The sequence below is a fragment of the Marichromatium gracile genome (assembly GCF_004343155.1).
Lineage (GTDB): Bacteria > Pseudomonadota > Gammaproteobacteria > Chromatiales > Chromatiaceae > Marichromatium > Marichromatium gracile.
Window position 1 is genome coordinate 282,411 of sequence record NZ_SMDC01000001.1, and the last position, 18,268, is coordinate 300,678.

Genomic DNA, 18,268 nt, shown 5'->3' on the forward strand with positions numbered 1-18,268 from the left:
ATCAGTCATCAAGCGTCGAGAATCCATCCGTGCAACCAACAGATCCCCGTCATCGTCAGGTGCGCAGCTTCGTGCTGCGCGAGGGCCGACTCACCCCCGGTCAGGAGCGCGCCTTCGCCGAGCTCTGGCCCCGCTTCGGCGTCGACTGGCAGGCACCGGCGCCGCTCGACCTCGGCGCGCTGTTCGGCAACGACCAGCCGGTGACCCTCGAGATCGGCTTCGGCAACGGTGAGTCGCTGGCGCGGATGGCCGCCGACGACCCGGGGCGCAACTGGCTCGGGGTCGAGGTCCATCGCCCCGGGGTCGGGCACCTGCTGCTCGAGATCGAGCGGCTCGGTATCGACAACCTGCGGGTGATGCGTCAGGACGCCGTCGAACTGCTCACCCACGGCATCGCCCCCGGCGCGCTCGACCGGGTGCAGCTGTTCTTCCCCGACCCCTGGCCGAAGAAGCGCCATCACAAGCGCCGCATCCTCAACCCCGGGATGATCGCGCTGCTCGAGCGCGCCATCCGTCCCGGCGGTCACTTCCACGCCGCCACCGACTGGGAGCCCTATGCCGAGCAGATGCTCGAGACCCTGGAGGCGGCCACGGGCTTCGCCAACACCGCCGGCGCCGGTCACTACACCCCGCGCCCCGAGAGCCGTCCGCTGACCAAGTTCGAGCAGCGCGGCGAGCGCCTCGGTCACGTGGTCCACGATCTCGTCTTCCGCCGCGGCTGATGGACGGGCTCAGGGTCCAGGGGCTCGGCAACGCCCTGTTCGGGCCCATCGACCTGGCCGTCGGCGCCGGCGAGCGGGTGTTCCTGTCGGGCCCCTCGGGCTGCGGCAAGAGCCTGCTGCTGCGCGCCATCGCCGACCTCGACCCGCATCAGGGCGAGGTCTGGCTCGACGACGCGCCGCGCTCGCGCCTGCCCGCCCCGCTGTGGCGTCGCCGCGTCGGGCTGCTGCCGGCCGAGTCGGCCTGGTGGGGCGAGTCGGTGGGTGAGCACCTGCCCGCCGCACACCCGCCGCTCGATGACTGGCTGAGCGCGCTCGGCTTCGGCCCCGAGGTACTCGACTGGTCGGTCGCCCGGCTCTCCACCGGCGAGCGTCAGCGCCTCGCGCTGCTGCGCCTGCTCGCCCAGTCGCCACGGGCGCTACTGCTCGACGAGGCCACCGCCAACCTCGACCCGCAGAACTGCGCCCGGGTCGAGGGGCTGATCGAGGACTACCGCATCGCCCACCGCACACCGCTGCTCTGGGTCAGTCACGACCCGGCCCAGCGGCGCCGACTCGGCGATCGCCGGCTGCGCATCCGCGACGGCCGGCTCGAACCCGAGGACATCGACCCGTCATGACGCTGATCTCGCTCACGCCACTCGATCTCTCGCTCGCCGCGGTGCTGATCCTGCTGCTCGCCGGGGTCTCCTGGCGGCTGCGTCTGGGGGTGGAACGGCGCGTACTCGTCGCCGCGCTGCGCAGCGCCATCCAGCTCAGCCTGATCGGGCTGGTGCTCAAGGTGCTGTTCGCCCAGTCGAGCCTGTCGCTGATCGCCCCGGTGGCGCTGGTGATGCTCGCGGTGGCCGGCTGGGAGGTGATGCAGCGTCAGCGCCGTCGCTATCGCGGTCCCTGGGGCTACGGCATCGGCGCGGTGTCGATGTTCCTGTCCTCGTTCGGGGTGACCTTCCTCGCCCTCACCCTGGTGATCGGGGTCGATCCCTGGTACCAGCCGCAGTACCTGATCCCGCTGCTCGGCATGCTGCTCGGCAACACCATGAACGGCATCGCCATCGCCCTCGACAACCTCACCCGCCACGCCTGGGAGGCGCGCGCGCGCATCGAGGCGCGGCTGCTCGCCGGCGCCGACTGGGGCGAGGCGATCGGCGAGGTGCGACGCGAGGCGATCCGCTCCGGGCTGATCCCGATCATCAACTCCATGGCCAGCGCCGGGCTGGTCAGCCTGCCGGGGATGATGACCGGTCAGGTACTGGCCGGCAGCCCGCCGCTGGAGGCGGCCAGGTATCAGATCCTGATCATGTTCCTGATCGCCGGCGGCACCGGACTGGGGTCGATCTTCGCGGTCTGGGCGGGTTCGCGACGGCTGTTCGACGACCGCCAGCGACTGCGTCTGGATCGGCTGAAGGCACGACCGAGAGGGGGCTGAGGGAGGAACCGGCGCACAAATCGTGCTTTTACCCACCGCCGAACCCGCCTCGGCGATGGATTGATCCTCCCCCAATGATCCTGCACGGCGCTCAGCGAGCGCCCCCTTCAGGTCGCGCAAGACACTGATCTGAAAGACTTTACATAGAAAGCGGGCAGTTATCCGAGCGACGCGATTGGTATTTACTTAAATCAATGCAAGCAATAAGTTGATTGTAAATATCAATACTATAAATCCGTCCCGCTGCGTTCTTTCCCGGCCCCGCATCCGCTAGTGTGAATCCATACCGCGTCGGGTCTGGCCTGACGCGCCTTCCCGACAGGGATCACAGACGGCAACCCGCGCAGGATCGCCATCGGCTCGGGGCCGAACCACCCTCGAGGCCCCGCTCCCGGACCCAGTGACCACCACCCGTGTCGTCACAGCGACCGGTGCATCCCTGCGCCACGCACAAGGCCGAACCCAGGGGCCTTGCGCCAAGAGCCGGCAACGCCGTTGCGGAGGAGCATGCGCATGAACCCATCAACCCACTACGACGTACTCATCGTCGGCGCCGGTGTCACCGGCACCGCCCTGCTCTACGAACTGGCCAGGTTCACCGATCTCGGCCGGCTGTGTCTGGTGGAGAAGTACGACGACGTCGCCACGGTCAACTCACACGCCCACAGCAACAGCCAGACCATCCACTGCGGCGACATCGAGACCAACTACACCCTGGAAAAGGCGCGTTCGGTCAAGCGTACCGCCTACATGGTGATCAACTACGCCACCAAGCTGCCGCCCGAGGAACGCGACCGCATCATCCAGCGCATGCCCAAGATGGTGCTCGGTGTCGGCGCCGAGGAGTGTCGCTACATCCGCGAGCGCCATACCCGGTTCAAGGACCTCTTCCCGCGCATGGAACTGCTCGAGCGCGAGGCGATCGCCGAGCTCGAACCCAATGTGGCACGAGTCGACGGGCGCTGGCGCGACGAGGAGATCGTCGCCACGGGGACCGCCGACGAGTACTGCGCGGTCGATTTCCAGGCGCTGGCCCAGTCCTTCTCGGACGCCTGCGCACACCTGGACCGCACCACGGGCAAGCAGATCACCCAGCTGTTCTCGACCAAGGTCGAGTCGATCCGCAAGGAGGGCGGGGACTACGTGCTGCGCACCAACCGCGGCCTGCTACAGGCGCGCGCGGTGGTGGTCTGCGCCGGGGGGCACTCGCTGCTGATGGCCCAGGAGATGGGGCTGGGGCTGGAGTATTCCTGTCTGCCGGTGGCCGGCTCCTTCTACTTCGCCCCCGAGGCGCTCAACGGCAAGGTCTACACCGTCCAGAACCCCAATCTGCCCTTCGCCGCGGTGCACGGCGACCACGACGTCAAGGAGCGCGGCAAGACCCGCTTCGGCCCCACCGCGCTGATGCTGCCGATGCTCGAGCGCTACAACCGCGCGAGCATCCGTGAGTTCTTCAAGGTGCAGCGCTTCGACCGCGACGTCGCAGCGGTGGTCTGGGACCTGATGCGGGTGCCCGACATCCGCAACTATGTGCTGCGCAACTTCCTCTACGAGGTGCCCTGGCTCAACCGCCAGCTGTTCGTGCGCGAGATCCGCAAGATCGTCCCCGCGCTCCAGGCCTCGGAGATCAGCTATGCCGAGGGCTTCGGCGGGATCCGCCCACAGCTCATCGACAAGCGCGCACGCAAGCTGCGCATGGGCGAGGCCAAGATCAGCGACGGCGGCGGCATCATCTTCAACATGACCCCCTCGCCCGGCGGCACCAGCTGTCTCGGCGCCGGCGAGGGCGACATGCGTGCCATCGCCGAGTATCTCGGCGCCCGTATCGACGAGCGCGCCTTCGAGCAGGAGCTGCTGATGGGGCACGAGGACACCCGCGACCACGAGGACCGGAACACCGAGGCGCTGGCCACGGCGGTCTGATCCCGCAACCGAGCGCGGAAAAACGGGCCCGACCACGCTGAGGCGCGGTCGGGCCCGTTCATGTCGGCCGGATGACGCCGTCCGAAGACGGCGTGACAGCGACTCAGGCGTGGTAGGGACGGCTCAGCTCGTGCACCGCCTCGATCATCGCGCCGGCATTCTCCGGATTGACGTCCGGGGTGATGCCGTGGCCGAGGTTGAAGACGTGGCCGGGGCCCTTGCCATAGCTCTCCAACACCCGCGCGACCTCCTCGCGGATCCGCTCGGGCGAGGCGTAGAGGGTGCAGGGGTCGAGGTTGCCCTGGAGGGCGACGCGATCGCCGACCATGCGCCGCGCATCGGCCAGATCGGTGGTCCAATCGACACCGAGGGCATCGCAGCCGGTGTCGGCCATGTCGGCGAGCCACTGACCGCCGTTCTTGGTGAACAGGATCACCGGGACGCGGCGGCCCTCGGCCTCGCGGGTCAGGCCGTCCATCACCCGCTTCATGTAGGCCAGCGAGAACTCGCGGTAGTGGGCCGGGGCCAGGGCACCGCCCCAGGTGTCGAAGATCATCGCCGCCTGGGCGCCACGAGCGATCTGGGCGTTGAGGTAGGAGGTCACCGAGTCGGCGACCTTGGTCAGCAGGCGGTGCAGCAGGTCGGGACGGTCGAACATCATCGCCTTGGTGTGGGAGAAGTTCTTGGCGCTGCCGCCCTCGACCATGTAGGTGGCCAGGGTCCAGGGGCTGCCGGAGAAGCCGATCAGCGGCACGCGACCGTCGAGCTCGCGGCGGATCACCGACACCGCGTCCATGACGTACTTGAGCTCACCCTCGGGATCGGGGATCGGCAGACGATCGATGTCGGCCTCGGTGCGCACCGGACGCTCGAAGTTCGGACCCTCGCCCTCGGCGAAGTAGAGCCCCAGGCCCATCGCATCGGGCACGGTGAGGATGTCGGAGAACAGGATCGCCGCGTCCAGCGGGAAGCGATCGAGCGGCTGGAGCGTGACCTCGCAGGCGAGCTCCGGGCTCCTGCACAGATCCATGAAACTGCCCGCCTTGGCGCGGGTGGCACGGTACTCGGGGAGATAGCGCCCGGCCTGGCGCATCATCCAAACCGGCGTGTAATCAACGGGTTCGCGCATCAGGGCGCGCAGGAAGGTGTCATTCTTCAGTTGGGTCATGAAGCAGTGCCCGGGCAGTTTGATGTGTTAAGAACGCAGGTTTTGCAGGGCTATTCTACTACGGGTTGACGACCGAACGCCCGACGAGAACGAACGTATCCCGCAGCGACCCTGCACAGCCCTCTCCCGCTCGCCCCGGATCTCCAGCGAGATCGCCAAGACACTGAAAACAAAGGAAACCTTAATAAGCTGTGCGCAACCCTGTGGATAAGTCGGTGGACAAAGAGGTGGATAAAATCAGACCCTGATTCAGACACAAGTTATCCACAGGATATCTCCAGCTTCATCCACTCGCAGGCGCCTTGCAAGCTGCTGATCAACAAGAAGAAAACGGAGTTATCCGGATATCCACAGGAATCAATAATAACTACAGACTTTAAATATCTATATTTTATTTTGATTAGATTTTCGCGAAACGGCGGGGCCGAGCGGATCCAGCATACCCCAGATCCGGCCATCCGCGGACCGAAAATGTCAGTGAGATCCTCGTCTTCCGTCGCCCCCGCACTGGGGTAGAATTCCCCGATGAATGCTTCAGCCCTCCTCGACTCGCTCAACCCCGCCCAGCGCGAGGCCGTCTCGGCCCCTCCGGGCAATCTCCTGATCCTTGCTGGCGCCGGCTCGGGCAAGACCCGCGTGCTGGTCCACCGCATCGCCTGGCTGCTCCAGGTCGAACAGGTCCCGCCCTGGGGGATCCTTGCCGTCACCTTCACCAACAAGGCCGCTCGCGAGATGCGTGGACGCATCGAGACCATGTTCGCGCAGCCGGTCGGCGGGATGTGGGTCGGGACCTTCCACGGCCTGGCCCATCGTCTCCTGCGCGCGCACTGGCAGGAGGCGGGGCTGCCGCAGCACTTCCAGATCCTCGACGCCGACGATCAGCTGCGCATGATCAAGCGCATCGTCAAGGACCTCGGTCTCGACGAGACCCGCTGGGCACCGCGCCAGATCCAGTCCTTCATCAACAAGCACAAGGACGAGGGGTTGAGACCGACGCACCTCGACTTCTCTGGTGACTTCTTCGGCGAGCGGATGCTCACCGTCTATCGTGAATACGAGCAATTGCGTCAACGTGGTGGTCTGCTCGATTTCGCCGATCTGCTGCTGTGCGCCCATGAGCTGTTGCGTGATCGTGCCGACCTGCTCGAGCATTATCAGCGCCGTTTCCGTCATATCCTGGTCGACGAGTTCCAGGACACCAATGCCATCCAATACGCCTGGCTGCGTCTGCTCGCCGGTGGCGAGGACAAGTTGTTCGCGGTCGGTGACGATGATCAGTCGATCTATGGCTGGCGTGGTGCTCGGGTGGAGAACATCCGTTCCTTTCAGCGCGACTATCCGGAGACCCGTGTCATTCGTCTGGAGCAGAACTATCGCTCCACCGCCACCATTCTCGCCGGCGCCAATGCGCTGATCGCCAACAACCCCTCGCGACTGGGCAAGCAGCTGTGGACCGAGGGTGAGTCCGGCGCACCGATCCGGCGCTATGGTGCATTCAACGAGGTCGATGAGGCCCGCTTCGTCGTCGAGCGTATTCGCCGTCATGCCGAGACGCCGGGTGGGCGTCACGATCAATGCGCCATCCTCTATCGTACTACCGCGCAGTCGCGGCTCTTCGAGGAGGCCCTGATGCGTGCCGCCGTCCCCTATCGGGTCTATGGCGGGCAGCGTTTCTTCGAGCGCGCAGAGATCCGTGACGCCCTCGCCTATCTGCGCATGATCGCCAACCAGGACGATGACGCGGCCTTCGAGCGGGTGGTCAATACGCCCTCGAGGGGGATCGGACTGCGTACCCTCGATCAATTGCGCGATCATGCCCGGGGGCACGGGTTGTCGCTGTGGCGCGCCGGCGCACAGCTGATCGCCGAGCAGGGGCTGGGTGGTCGGGCGGCGAATGCGCTGGGCGCCTTCATGGCCTTCATCGAGCAGCAGCGTGCCCGCAGCGCCACCCAACTGCTGCCCGATCTGACCGCCGCGCTGATCGACGAGGCGGGGCTGCCGGCGCACTACGAGAAGCAGAAGGACGGCAAGGGGCGCGATCGCATCGAGAACCTCCAGCAATTGGTCGAGACCGCTGCGCGCTTCGCCCATGAACTCGAGGCGCCGGATGGCGAGGTACTCGGCGCCTTCCTCGCCCATGCCGCGCTCGAGGCCGGCGAGACCCAGGCCGATGCCGAGACCGATGCGGTACAGCTGATGACGCTGCACAGCGCCAAGGGGCTGGAGTTTCCGGTGGTCTTCCTGGTCGGACTCGAGGAGGGCTTGTTCCCGCACGCCATGTCCGCCGACGATCCGGACCGGCTCGAGGAAGAGCGCAGGCTCTGCTACGTCGGCATGACCCGGGCGATGGCCGAGCTTTATCTGACCCATGCCGAGAGTCGGCGGCTCTATGGGCGTCAGGATCTGCCGCCGCCATCGCGCTTTCTGCGCGAGATCCCGGAGCGGCTGATCGAGGACGTGCGCGCTCGCGCCGCGCCCCCCAGACCGTCGCCTGCGTTCAGGCCCTCGCCGCCACCCGTTGCCCGTCCTGCCGCGGCGCGCGAGACCGGCGGTTTTCAGGTCGGACAGCGGGTCCGCCACGCCAAGTTCGGCGAGGGCGTGGTACTCGATGGCGAGGGACGGGGTGCCCAGGCGCGTATCCAGGTCAAGTTCCAGGGCAGTGCCGGTACCAAGTGGCTGGTGCTCGCCTATGCCAAACTGGAGGCGGCATAGCTTTGTCGCCGGTGGCCGACTCTGGAGGCAGAATGAAGACACTCAACAAACGCGTGCTGGTCACCGGCGGCGCCGGTTTTCTGGGGAGTCATCTCTGTGAGCGTCTGCTCGAGCAGGGTTGCGATGTCCTCTGTGTCGATAATTTCTATACCGCGACCAAGGACAACATCCGCCATCTGCTTGGTCATCCGCACTTCGAGTTGATGCGTCATGATGTCACCTTTCCGCTCTATGTCGAGGTCGATGAGATCTATAACCTCGCCTGTCCGGCCTCGCCGATCCATTATCAATCAGACCCGGTACAGACCACCAAGACCAGCGTCCATGGCGCAATCAACATGCTGGGTCTTGCCAAGCGGACCGGGGCGCGGATCTTTCAGGCCTCGACCAGTGAGGTCTATGGTGATCCCGAGGTGCACCCCCAGGACGAGGGCTATTGGGGACGGGTCAACCCAATCGGTCCGCGCGCCTGCTATGACGAGGGCAAGCGATGCGCCGAGACCCTGTTCTTCGATTATCACCGTCAGCACGGACTGCGGGTCAAGGTGGCGCGGATCTTCAATACCTATGGCCCGCGGATGCACCCTGACGACGGACGGGTGGTCTCCAACTTCATCATTCAGGCATTGCGCAATGAGCCCATCACCCTCTATGGCGATGGCAGTCAGTCGCGCGCCTTCTGTTATGTCGATGACATGATCGAGGGGATCGTGAGACTGATGGAGAGTCCGGAGGCGGTCACCGGGCCGATCAATCTCGGCAATCCGGTCGAGTTCAGCATGCGTGAACTGGCCGAATGCGTGCGTGAGCTGACCGGCTCGAATGCGCCCTTGATCGAGCGACCGCTGCCCGTCGACGACCCGCGCCAGCGCCGCCCGGACATCCGTCTGGCGCGCGAGCTGCTCGCTTGGGAGCCTCGGGTCCAGCTCGTCGACGGGTTGCGGCGAACGGTGGAGTATTTCGAGGCGCTGCTGCGTCGTGGCCTGGCCTGAGCCGATCTTCGGGCCGGTTGATGAAGGCTTTTTTGTTCAATGGTTTATTTGTTTCTGCCCCGGCGCTCGAGGCGCTAATCTGAGACCGGCGGCAGGCGCTGCGCGGGTGCTCGGTCGTCGTCGAACGGGGATGTCGGTCAGCGTTTCGCCCAGTGCTGTGCTATGGTTCGCGCCGGCGGTAGACGACCCGAGCGGGTTGCGCCCCCGAATCTCCCGGGGATGGCCGCCGTTCATGCCGGTTGCTCGGCCGCTGGGTTCGCGGGCGCCGGAGGATTCGATCCAGCCCCCGGAGAACACCGAACTCGGGGTGTCCATTCCAGAGGCTTGAAGATTTGCGCAGCGTGGTCTATCCCGGGACCTTCGATCCCATCACCAACGGTCATGTCGACCTGATCCTGCGCGCGGCGCGTCTGTTCGATCGGGTCGTGGTCGCCGTTGCCGCCGACACCGGCAAGCAGACCCTGTTCACCACCGAGGAGCGGGTTGCCCTGGTGCGCGAGGCCGTGTCCGATATCCCCAAGGTCGAAACCGTTGATTTCCAAGGGTTGTTAGTGGATTTCACGCGCGAGCTCGGGGTCGATGTGATCATGCGTGGGTTACGCGCGGTGTCCGACTTCGAGTACGAGTTCCAGCTCGCGGGCATGAACCGGCGCATGGCGCCGGACATCGAGACCCTGTTTCTCACGCCAGCCGAGAAATATGCCTACATCTCGTCGTCCCTGGTGCGGGAGATCGCCCGCCTCAAGGGCGACGTGTCGGCCTTCGTCGTCCCGACGGTCGAGGCTGCACTGAAGGCGCGCTTTGGATAAGATCCGCGCGCTTTTTCTCCATCCACTGAAGCTATAGCTCAAGGAGTTCTTCCATGGCGCTGTTGATCACCGACGAATGCATCAACTGTGACGTCTGCGAGCCCGAGTGCCCGAACGGCGCGATCTCGCAGGGTGACGAGACCTACGAGATCGATCCCAACCTCTGCACCGAGTGCGTCGGTCATTACGAAACCGCGCAGTGCGTCGAGGTCTGCCCGGTTGACTGCATCATCAAGGACCCCAATCACGAGGAGTCCGAGGACGCGCTGCGGGCCAAGTTCGAGCGCATCGCCGGCGGTAACTGACCGCGGTCCGCCACGGCAGTGCGCGACAGGCCGGTCTTTTCCGGACGTCCGCTGCTGTGGCTGTCGGCCTCGTCCCGGCGGTGTCGCGTCATGTCGGCGCGTGCGCGGGCGACGATCGAACCCCTTCGTCCCGCCCGTGACGTGCTCCGCTCGCCGAAGACACCGCATGGGATGCATGGCGGTTGCCTGGGGTCGTGCATCGGTCACTGATGCCGTCGCGCGCCCCTCCTCCCTGCCGATCCGCGATCTTCCACCGGCCCCGGAAGACGGCACGTCCGGTCTCGAGGCCGGCGGCGGCGCCTCGTTTGTCGCGCCTTGATTTGCATCGATTTCGACAACCTGAAGGAGATCCTCGCTAATGACCGTCAAGACCCTGTTCACGACCGCGCTGGCGCTGGTCGTGGTCGGCTTCATGTCCGTGTCCACGGACGTCGAGGCCAAGCGATTCGGGGGTGGATCCAGCCTCGGCAAGCAGTCGAGCAGCCTCTCCTCGCGCCCGGCGCAGCGTCAGCAGCAGGCGGCGCAGCCACGCAGCTCGACCGCGGCCAACGCCCAGCAGCCGAAGAGCGGCGCGAGTCGCTGGCTCGGTCCGCTCGCCGGTCTGGCCGCCGGTGGTCTGCTCGCCTCGCTGTTCTTCGGCGACGGCTTCGAGGGTTTCCAGTTCATGGACTTCCTGCTGATCGCGCTGCTGGTGTTCGGCGCGGTGATGCTGTTCCGGGCGCTGCGGCGGCGGCAGGCGGCGGGGCCCGTGCCCGCGGCCGCCGGCGCCCATGGTCGGGTGATGCCGGGCCAGCAGCGTCAGGCTCACCCGGGTGCGGCCGGCATGCGTCGCGCTGGCGGGACCCAGCAGCAGCCGTCCTGGTTCAATGCCGCCGGCTTCCTCGAGGACGCCAAGGCGCATTACGTGCGTCTGCAGTCGGCCTGGGACCAGGCTGACATGAACGACATCGCCGAGTACACCACGCCCGAGCTGTTCGCCGAACTCGAGCGCGAGCGCGCCAAGCTCAGCGGTCCCCAGAGCACCGAGGTGGTGCAGCTCAAGACCGAGCTGGTCGGGGTGCAGCGCGATGGCGATCAGGTGGTCGTGAGCATCCTCTTCTCCGGGCTGATCCGTGAGCAGGCTCAGGCACCGGCCGAGCCCTTCCGTGAGGTCTGGCACATCCAGCACGCCTGGGCCAGCCCTGCGGGTGACTGGTACATCGCCGGGATCCAGCAGGTCGAGGGCTGATCCCGAGGTTGCAGCGGGGCGCGTCGGCGCCCTGCTGCAGCGGCTGGTGCGACCGAGTGAGGGACGAGCGGGGCGAGATGCCGCATAATCCGCTCGACGGTGATTGGCCGAACCTCGCCGATCTCCGCTCCACTCCGGCCCAGTGGGCGTCGCCCGTTGCTGCCCTGGTCGATCAGCTGGCGGATATCGCTGGTGTTCGTTCACTCCGTGCCCAGTTCATGTTCCATGGTGCCGAGACGGTTGTGGGCGCATCAGGTCCCGTCTCATCGAGTGTTGAGCGCGCCCTGAGTCCGCGCGTGTCTACGGAGAGTCCAGATCATGTCCAGCCCGACACCTCCCCCCTCCAGCTCCACCGGATCAAGCGCGCCCGACGGGATCTATCCCTCCAAGGAGGCGCTCGAACTCGCCTTCAAGGCGGTGCGCAAGGCGGTGGTGCCGCAGATCCCCGATGTGATCCTGGCGCTGCGCAAGGAGCTGAATCGCCCGGAGCCGGATCTCAAGGTCGCCGCCGATCTGATCGCTCAGGATCTGGCGCTCTCCGGTCAGGTGCTCAAGACGGTCAACTCGCCCCTGTTCGGCGCGCGGGCCAAGATCTCCAGCGTCCATCAGGCGGTAACCATGATGGGGGTCCGGCGGGTCGCCGCGCTGGCCTCGGCCGATGCCATCGAGCGCGCGCTGCGCCACAGCCAGGGGGGCGCGGCGCGGGTGGTCTGGGAGTCGATCATGGAACAGGCCCATGCCGCGGTCGCGATCGCCAGACAGATCGGCTGCATCGATCCCGAGGAGGCCTATCTGTTCGGCCTGATGCACGATGTCGGCAGTCTCATCTTCGCCGAGCAGCTCAAGGACTATGCCACCGTTTGGATCCTCCACGCCGCCTCGCCGAATGCCCTGATCGAGCACGAGCGCAAGGCGCTCGGGGTCGATCACACCACGGTCGGTTTCCTGCTCGCCGGGACCTGGCAGCTCCCCGGTTACACCACCCTGGCGATCTATCACCATCACGATCCCCAGGCGGTCAAGCTCGCCGATGCGCGGGTGCGCACGCTGATTGCGATCGCCAAGCTCGCCTACTATCTGCGGGCCCTGCCGCAGGGCAACCAGGATGCCCCCGAGATGCTCGGTTATCTCGACGACGCCCGTCAGGAGCTCGAGTTCAACGATGAGACCCTGAACGCGCTCTCCGAGGAGGCGATGCGGGGGAGCTGGAGCCAGGGTACAGGCGACGGATGAGGGATTAGTCGCCCCGTCTTGCGCTTTTTCATCGCCCGCCGATGTCCTCGGCGTCGAGACTCGTGTCCTTCGCAGCACGAGGAGAGACGCCGGTGAAGCCTTCCGACCTGACCATCCTGTTCGACAACCATGATCCCGCCGGCGGTCCGCGTACGCTCTGGGGGTTTGCCGCACTGGTGCGGGTGAACGGTCAGCGGTTGCTGTTCGACACCGGCAGCAACGGCCCGGCGCTGTTGCGCGGGATGCGCGCCCAGGGGGTCGATCCGGCGACCCTCGATCAGGTCTTCCTCTCGCACCAGCACTGGGATCACATCGGCGGTCTGGATGCGGTGCTGGACGCCAATCCGGGTGTGTCCTGCGTGCTCCACGACGGCTTCTCGGCGCATCTGGTCGAGGACATCGACGGGCTCTGTGGCGAGCTGATCGTGGTCGGGGCCGAGCCGCGTGAACTCGCTCCCGGCGTCTCTTCCACCGGCCGGCTCGAAGGGCCGCCCGACGAGCAGGCGTTGGTGATCGACACCGGCGCCGGGATCGCCCTGGTCAGTGGCTGCGCCCACCCCGGGATCGAGACGCTGGTGGCACGTGCCCGCGCGCTCGCCGATGCCCCGGTGCGCTGGGTGATCGGCGGGCTGCACCTGATGCGTGCCGAGTCGGTGGAGATCGCGGCGACGGTGACCGCGCTGCGCGACCTCGGGGTCGAATGGGTGCTGCCGACCCACTGCACCGGCGCCGCCGGGGTGGCCGCCTGTCAGCGCCTCTATGGTGGTCATGCGCTCGGCGGCGGGATCGGTGCCAGGGTCGATTTCGCCGCCCTGGGCGCGACTGCTCAGCGCTGACAGCGCGGACAGTAGACGGTCGAGCGCTGGGCGATGCGCAGCTCGCGCAGCGGGGTGGCGCAGTCGCGACAGGGCTGGCCGCCGCGCCCGTAAACTCTGAGCGACTGGGCGAAGTAGCCGGGCTGGCCGTCATCGCGGAGAAAGTCGCGCAGGGTGGTGCCACCCTGGTCGATTGCTGCCTCCAGCACCGCGCGGATGGTCTCGGCGAGCCGTCGATAGCGGGCCAGCGAGATCCGGTTGCTTGGGCGCGTCGGGTGGATCCCGGCAAGGAACAGCGACTCGTTGGCATAGATGTTCCCCACCCCGACCACCACGCTGGCGTCCATGATCAGCGACTTGACCGCGATGCGCCGGGTGCGGCCGATGCGGTGGAGATGATCGCCGTCGAACTCGGGGGTGAGCGGCTCCGGGCCGAGATGACGCAGCAGCGGGTGTGTGGCGCGGGCCTCGAGCGGCGTCTGCGGGGTCCACAGAAAGAGCCCGAAGCGTCGGGGGTCGTGCATTCGCAGGCAGGGGCCGCCGGCGCAGACAAGATCAATGTGGTCGTGACGACGCGGCGGCGTTGCCGGGTCGAGGATGCGCAGACTGCCGGACATCCCCAGATGGATCAGCAGGCTGCCCTGCTCGAGTCCGAGTAACAGATACTTACTGCGTCGCTCGAGTCCGACGATATGGGTACCGGCGATCCGCTCGGCGGTGTCGGCGGCGACGGGCTGGCGCAGCCGCGGCTCGCGTACCAGCAGGCGCTCGATCCGCCGTCCCTCGAGATGGGGGCGGATGCCGCGCAGGGTGGTCTCGACCTCGGGGAGTTCAGGCATCTTCGGGGCATACTCTCGAACGGGGACGATCGGCCGTGACAGTCGTCATCGTCAGGGCGGGTCCGGGGCGAAGGGGTCCTGGCCGAAGCCCTGGGGCGGACGCTTGTAGGGCTCGGCGCCGAAGCCGGCCTCGGGGCTGGGGCGTTCGGGGCCGAGGCGGACCTCCGGTGGCGGTCCGAGCAGGGCATCGCTCGGCAGCACCGGCTCGTCCATCGCGCCGCTCTCCGGGGCGAAGGGATCGGCGCCGATGGGTTCTGGTGGCGCCATCGGTTCGGGCAAGGTCGCCAGCGCCGGATCGGTCGCGAGCCTGGGCGCCGTGGCCAGCAGATAGCGCAACGGCTGATCGAGTCGTCGCCAGCTGCGCTGATCCTCGGAGAGACGGAAGCGCAGCATCCGACCGTCCTCGGCGCGCAGACTGAGGGCGGTGCCGTGTGGTGGCTCGGGGTCGTGCTCGACCCGCTCGGCGCTGAGTGCGGGCAGCGCGGCGAGCGACTCCGGGGTCAGCCCGATACCCTCGAGCGTGCCCTGCACCGGGACGAAGTCGGCCGGCAGCGGGCGCGTCGAGACATAGTCGCGCAGCGGCGCGATCAGCAGGTGGTAGGCGCGATCGTCGATCAGGTGTACCAGGTCACCGGCGGCGACATAGCGATGCTGCTGGAGCGGATCGGTGGCGCCGAAGGCGAACGCTCGGGCATCGACCCGCAGCTGCACCCGAGGGGGCGACAGCCCCAGGGGAGCGAGTTCGAGCCCACTGACCGGGAAGCTCTGTTGCACCGGTGTCGCGAGCACCCCGAGCAGGCGTTCGATGCGCTCGACGTCAGCCGGTGCGCGGAAGGGCGCGCGCAGCTCCCAGCCCGCGCCGGCGCGCATGAACTCGAGCGGCGGCTCGCCATCGCGCTCGAGACCGATGCGCTGGATCTGTGTCGGTTCGATCGTCGCCAGCAGCGGGCGCGCATGGTGCTGGTGCAGCTCATCACGGATCGCCAGTGCGAGTCCGAGCAGGAGTATCGCCAGGACCAGATTGATCCGCCAGCGTCGATTCATCGTACCCTCCCGCGTCGCCACTGGATCAGCAGCCAGATGGCGAGCAGCAGTCCGGGGATCACCCCCAGGCTGCCCAGGCCGAGCAGCAGGCGACGCTCGTCGTCGAGTTCGAGTGGCGGATGTCCGGGCGCCGGTGATGGCAACGGGTGCATGCGCGCGCCACTGAGCCAGTCGATCAAGGCGAAGGCGAGCGCCCGGTTGCCCTCGCGGTTGATCCAGGCGTTGCTCATGAAGTCACCGTCACCGACCACCGCAATGCGCTGGTGGCGGTCGCCCTCGGTGCTCGCGCGGGTCAACGCGAGCAGGAGCGCCTGAGGACCGGCCAACTCGCCGACGACCTCGTCGCGGTAGCTCCCGGGCTCGATGCGTCCGACCTCGTTCCAGCTGCGCGGGCCGCTGAGCAGTGGCTGTGCGAGTGTCCAGCCCGCGGCGCTCTCGGGGGCGAAGACGCGTGCCCCGGGGAGCAGCACCGACTGCGACAGCTGGGCGGTCAGCGGGTGGGGGGTGGCGGTTCCCTGTGCGAGGGTCGGGGTGTCGGCGCCCTGCTCCAGGCTCTCGGGGTCGAGCACCACCCCGGGCAGCGGGTGCAGTCCGAGCCGTTCGAGCAGTGGCTCGAGGCCGTTGAGCGGGCCGGGGTCGAGCAGCCACAGCAGGTTGCCGCCACGATCGAGATAGTCGATCAGTCGCTCGACCTCGCCGGGGAAGAGCGCGATCTCGGGCTGGCTGAGGACCACCAGGTGGGTGTTGACCGGCACGTCGCTGACCAGCGCCAGGTCCAGTGGACGGGCGAGAAAGCCCTGGGCCTCGAGTTCGCGCCCGAGCCGACCGAGATCGGTGGCGGCCTCGCCATCGATGTCGCGCTCGCCGTGCCCCTCGATCACCGCGACCCAGGGCCGCCGATCCTCCAGCAGTCGGGCGATGGCGGCGCTGAGATCATGCTCGTCGAGCCGCTCCAGGGTCTCGCGTCGGCCGCGATACTCGACCAGCAACTGGCCATCGACCCGGACCTGGGCGTTACGCGCGCGCTCGGGGAAGCGGCGCGGGTCGACGAACTCGACCCGCATGCCGGGGAGCGCCTGTTGATAGCGGGTGAGAAAACGTCTGATCGACTTGCCGAGCAGTCCGTCGGGGTCGGCGAATACGGTGATGCGCGGCGGCTGATCGAGTTCGGCGAGCAGCTGCAGAGTCTCGACCGAGAGGCTGTTGTCGCCACTCGAGGTCCAGTCCCAGTAGCGATCGTGACGTGCGCTCAGCCAGCCGGCGGCGATCGCCACGGCGAGCAGCAGCGCGAGGAAGACGCCATCGGCGAGCGGGCGATCGAGTCGTTTGAGCAGGGCGTGGATACGATGCAGTGGCGACATCAGGCGAGCCGTCGGTTGTCGAGGCGGCGCTGGGCGAGCGCGAGGAAGACCGCGCTGAACAGGGCGAAATAGGCGAGATCGCTGAGTCGGACGGCACCGAGCAGGAACCAGAAGAGGTGCTCGTTCCAGGTCAGCCAACCGAACAGTGACAGTGAGCCGTCGACGAACTGCTCGGCGCGACCGATGACCGAGAGCAGCAGCAGCACGGCGAAGGCGGCCAGGGTCGCGCTCGTCGGCTGGGTGCTCAGCGTCGAGGCGTGGATGGCCACCGCCGCGAACAGCCCGGCGACGAGCCACAGCCCCAGGGTGGCGGCGGCGATCTGTCCCGCGTCGAGCGGCGCGGCACCGACGAGGAGCAGCAGGTTGAGTGCCGGCAGCAGACACAGCGGGCTGAGCAGTGCCCACAGCCCGAGATACTTGCCGAGCACGATCTCGCCACTGCCGATCGGCGCGCTGGCGAGCAGCGCGAAGCGCCCGTCGCGCAGCTCTGCGCTGAGCATCCGCGCACCCATCAGCGGCGCGGCGAACATCAGGATCACCGCGGTGAAGCCGAACAGGTTTAGGGTCAGCTCCAGGGTGAGACTGTGCTGGCGGGTCGCCGCGTCGAGTCCGGCGACCTCCTCGAGCACCTGGAGGAAGATCCAGGCGAGCACGATCTGGGCGCCGCCGAGCAGTACCCAGGGCAAGGGGGTGACGGCGCCGCCGAGCAGCTCACGGGTGAACAGGGTACGGATCATGTCGACTCCTCCGCGCCGGTGAGGTCGAAGAAGACGCGTTCGAGATCGCTGCGCTCGGGATGGAGTTCGTGCAGATCGACCCCGGCGGCGACCAGCTCGCGGGCCAGGTCGGCGGCGCTCGCGCCATCCTTGAGCACGACCCGGTAGCGGGCCTCGTCGAGTGGACTCACCTGATCGAGCGAGTCGAGCGCCTGCAACCGCTCACCCTGCTCCGGGTCGCCGAGCCGGATCCGCCACAGATGCGGATTGTGGTCGGCGGCGGGATAGCCGTCATAGCGAACCCGGCCCTGGTGCAGGATCATCACCCGGTCGCACACCGCTTGGACCTCGGGGAGGATGTGGCTCGAGAGGATGATGCCGCACTCGTGCGCGAGATCGCGGATCAGGGCGCGCAGCGCGCGGATCTGGTAAGGGTCGAGTCCCTCGGTCGGCTCGTCGAGGATAAGGACCCGGGGGCGGTGGATGATCGCCTGGGCGATCCCCAGGCGCTGCTGATACCCCTTGGACAGGGTGCCGACGAGCTGGCGACCTGCCCGGTCGAGTCCGCAGCGATGCTTGGCCGCGTCCAGGCTCGCGTTGATGCGCTCGCGCGGGATGCCACGCAGTCGTGCGCAGAAGCGTAGATATTCGTCCACCCGCAGCTCGGGGTGGAGCGGCGGGCGTTCGGGGAGGTAGCCGATCCGGCGCTTGGCCAGGCGTGGCTGACGGGCGAGATCGGTGCCGAGGATCTCGATCCGGCCGCTGCTTGGTGCGAGCACGCCGGCGAGCAGCCGCAGGCAGGTGCTCTTGCCGGCCCCATTGGGGCCGAGCAGACCGAGCACCTGACCGGTATCGAGCGTCAGCTCCACCTCGGAGAGCGCCTGATGGCGTCCGAAGCGGCGGCTCAGGGCGGTTGCACGCACGAGGGTCTCCATGACAGCGGCAAGATACCCGCTCCTCGGGGGATTGCCAAACACT

Annotated in this window: 17 protein-coding genes; 11 read left to right on the forward strand and 6 right to left on the reverse strand. The window is 67.3% G+C overall.

Going from position 1 to position 18,268, the window contains the following annotated elements; all coding sequences use genetic code 11:
- The first annotated feature begins 29 nt into the window (after positions 1 to 29).
- The 4 genes from trmB (at position 30) to EDC29_RS01325 (ending at position 4,068) form a co-directional block, all read left to right on the forward strand.
- A complete protein-coding gene (gene trmB / locus EDC29_RS01310; RefSeq protein ID WP_132228247.1) occupies positions 30 to 722 on the forward strand; it encodes a tRNA (guanosine(46)-N7)-methyltransferase TrmB in 693 nt (230 codons plus the stop codon).
- Positions 722 to 1,339, forward strand: coding sequence for an ABC transporter ATP-binding protein (locus EDC29_RS01315; RefSeq protein ID WP_132228249.1), 618 nt, complete (start codon positions 722 to 724; stop codon positions 1,337 to 1,339). Before trmB ends, EDC29_RS01315 begins: the two co-directional genes overlap by 1 nt.
- A complete protein-coding gene (locus EDC29_RS01320) occupies positions 1,336 to 2,145 on the forward strand; it encodes an ABC transporter permease (RefSeq protein ID WP_123139114.1) in 810 nt (269 codons plus the stop codon). The genes EDC29_RS01315 and EDC29_RS01320 overlap by 4 nt, the downstream gene beginning before the upstream one ends.
- Before the next feature lie 513 nt (positions 2,146 to 2,658).
- Positions 2,659 to 4,068 (forward strand): FAD-dependent oxidoreductase, encoded by a 1,410-nt coding sequence (locus tag EDC29_RS01325; RefSeq protein ID WP_123139113.1) that lies wholly within the window; start codon positions 2,659 to 2,661, stop codon positions 4,066 to 4,068.
- Between the two features lie 103 nt (positions 4,069 to 4,171).
- Here the strand turns inward: EDC29_RS01325 and hemE are convergent, their stop codons facing one another.
- Entirely contained in the window at positions 4,172 to 5,236 is a 1,065-nt protein-coding gene (gene hemE / locus EDC29_RS01330; protein ID WP_005222211.1) for a uroporphyrinogen decarboxylase, read from the reverse strand.
- A gap of 525 nt (positions 5,237 to 5,761) precedes the next feature.
- Here hemE and uvrD point away from each other — a divergent pair.
- The 7 genes from uvrD (at position 5,762) to EDC29_RS01365 (ending at position 13,351) form a co-directional block, all read left to right on the forward strand.
- On the forward strand, positions 5,762 to 7,948 hold the full coding sequence (gene uvrD / locus EDC29_RS01335; RefSeq protein WP_132228251.1) for a DNA helicase II: 2,187 nt from the start codon (positions 5,762 to 5,764) through the stop codon (positions 7,946 to 7,948).
- A 32-nt stretch (positions 7,949 to 7,980) separates the two neighbouring features.
- Positions 7,981 to 8,940 (forward strand): UDP-glucuronic acid decarboxylase family protein, encoded by a 960-nt coding sequence (locus tag EDC29_RS01340; protein ID WP_123142180.1) that lies wholly within the window; start codon positions 7,981 to 7,983, stop codon positions 8,938 to 8,940.
- A gap of 332 nt (positions 8,941 to 9,272) precedes the next feature.
- On the forward strand, positions 9,273 to 9,749 hold the full coding sequence (coaD, locus tag EDC29_RS01345; protein WP_062274882.1) for a pantetheine-phosphate adenylyltransferase: 477 nt from the start codon (positions 9,273 to 9,275) through the stop codon (positions 9,747 to 9,749).
- Positions 9,750 to 9,802: 53 nt separating this feature from the next.
- Complete coding sequence (locus EDC29_RS01350; RefSeq protein ID WP_062274879.1) at positions 9,803 to 10,054, forward strand: YfhL family 4Fe-4S dicluster ferredoxin; 252 nt, start codon at positions 9,803 to 9,805, stop codon at positions 10,052 to 10,054.
- A gap of 358 nt (positions 10,055 to 10,412) precedes the next feature.
- Entirely contained in the window at positions 10,413 to 11,282 is an 870-nt protein-coding gene (locus tag EDC29_RS01355) for a Tim44 domain-containing protein (protein ID WP_062274876.1), read from the forward strand.
- Between the two features lie 318 nt (positions 11,283 to 11,600).
- Positions 11,601 to 12,515 carry an HDOD domain-containing protein gene (locus EDC29_RS01360; protein WP_132228253.1) on the forward strand — a complete coding sequence of 305 codons (915 nt, stop codon included), beginning with the start codon at positions 11,601 to 11,603 and terminating at the stop codon, positions 12,513 to 12,515.
- 92 nt (positions 12,516 to 12,607) lie between these two features.
- Positions 12,608 to 13,351 (forward strand): MBL fold metallo-hydrolase, encoded by a 744-nt coding sequence (locus EDC29_RS01365; RefSeq protein WP_123142181.1) that lies wholly within the window; start codon positions 12,608 to 12,610, stop codon positions 13,349 to 13,351.
- Here the strand turns inward: EDC29_RS01365 and mutM are convergent.
- The 5 genes from mutM to EDC29_RS01390 are packed head-to-tail and all read right to left on the reverse strand — an operon-like array spanning position 13,342 to position 18,213.
- Positions 13,342 to 14,169, reverse strand: a complete 828-nt coding sequence (mutM, locus tag EDC29_RS01370) for a bifunctional DNA-formamidopyrimidine glycosylase/DNA-(apurinic or apyrimidinic site) lyase (protein ID WP_132228255.1) — start codon at positions 14,167 to 14,169, stop codon at positions 13,342 to 13,344. The genes EDC29_RS01365 and mutM overlap by 10 nt on opposite strands.
- 51 nt (positions 14,170 to 14,220) lie before the next feature.
- Positions 14,221 to 15,213 (reverse strand): hypothetical protein, encoded by a 993-nt coding sequence (locus EDC29_RS01375; RefSeq protein WP_132228257.1) that lies wholly within the window; start codon positions 15,211 to 15,213, stop codon positions 14,221 to 14,223.
- Entirely contained in the window at positions 15,210 to 16,574 is a 1,365-nt protein-coding gene (locus tag EDC29_RS01380) for a GldG family protein (protein ID WP_132228259.1), read from the reverse strand. Before EDC29_RS01380 ends, EDC29_RS01375 begins: the two co-directional genes overlap by 4 nt.
- Entirely contained in the window at positions 16,574 to 17,311 is a 738-nt protein-coding gene (locus EDC29_RS01385) for an ABC transporter permease (protein ID WP_123139104.1), read from the reverse strand. The genes EDC29_RS01380 and EDC29_RS01385 overlap by 1 nt, the downstream gene beginning before the upstream one ends.
- Entirely contained in the window at positions 17,308 to 18,213 is a 906-nt protein-coding gene (locus tag EDC29_RS01390) for an ABC transporter ATP-binding protein (RefSeq protein ID WP_132228261.1), read from the reverse strand. The genes EDC29_RS01385 and EDC29_RS01390 overlap by 4 nt, the downstream gene beginning before the upstream one ends.
- Positions 18,214 to 18,268: the final 55 nt, after the last annotated feature.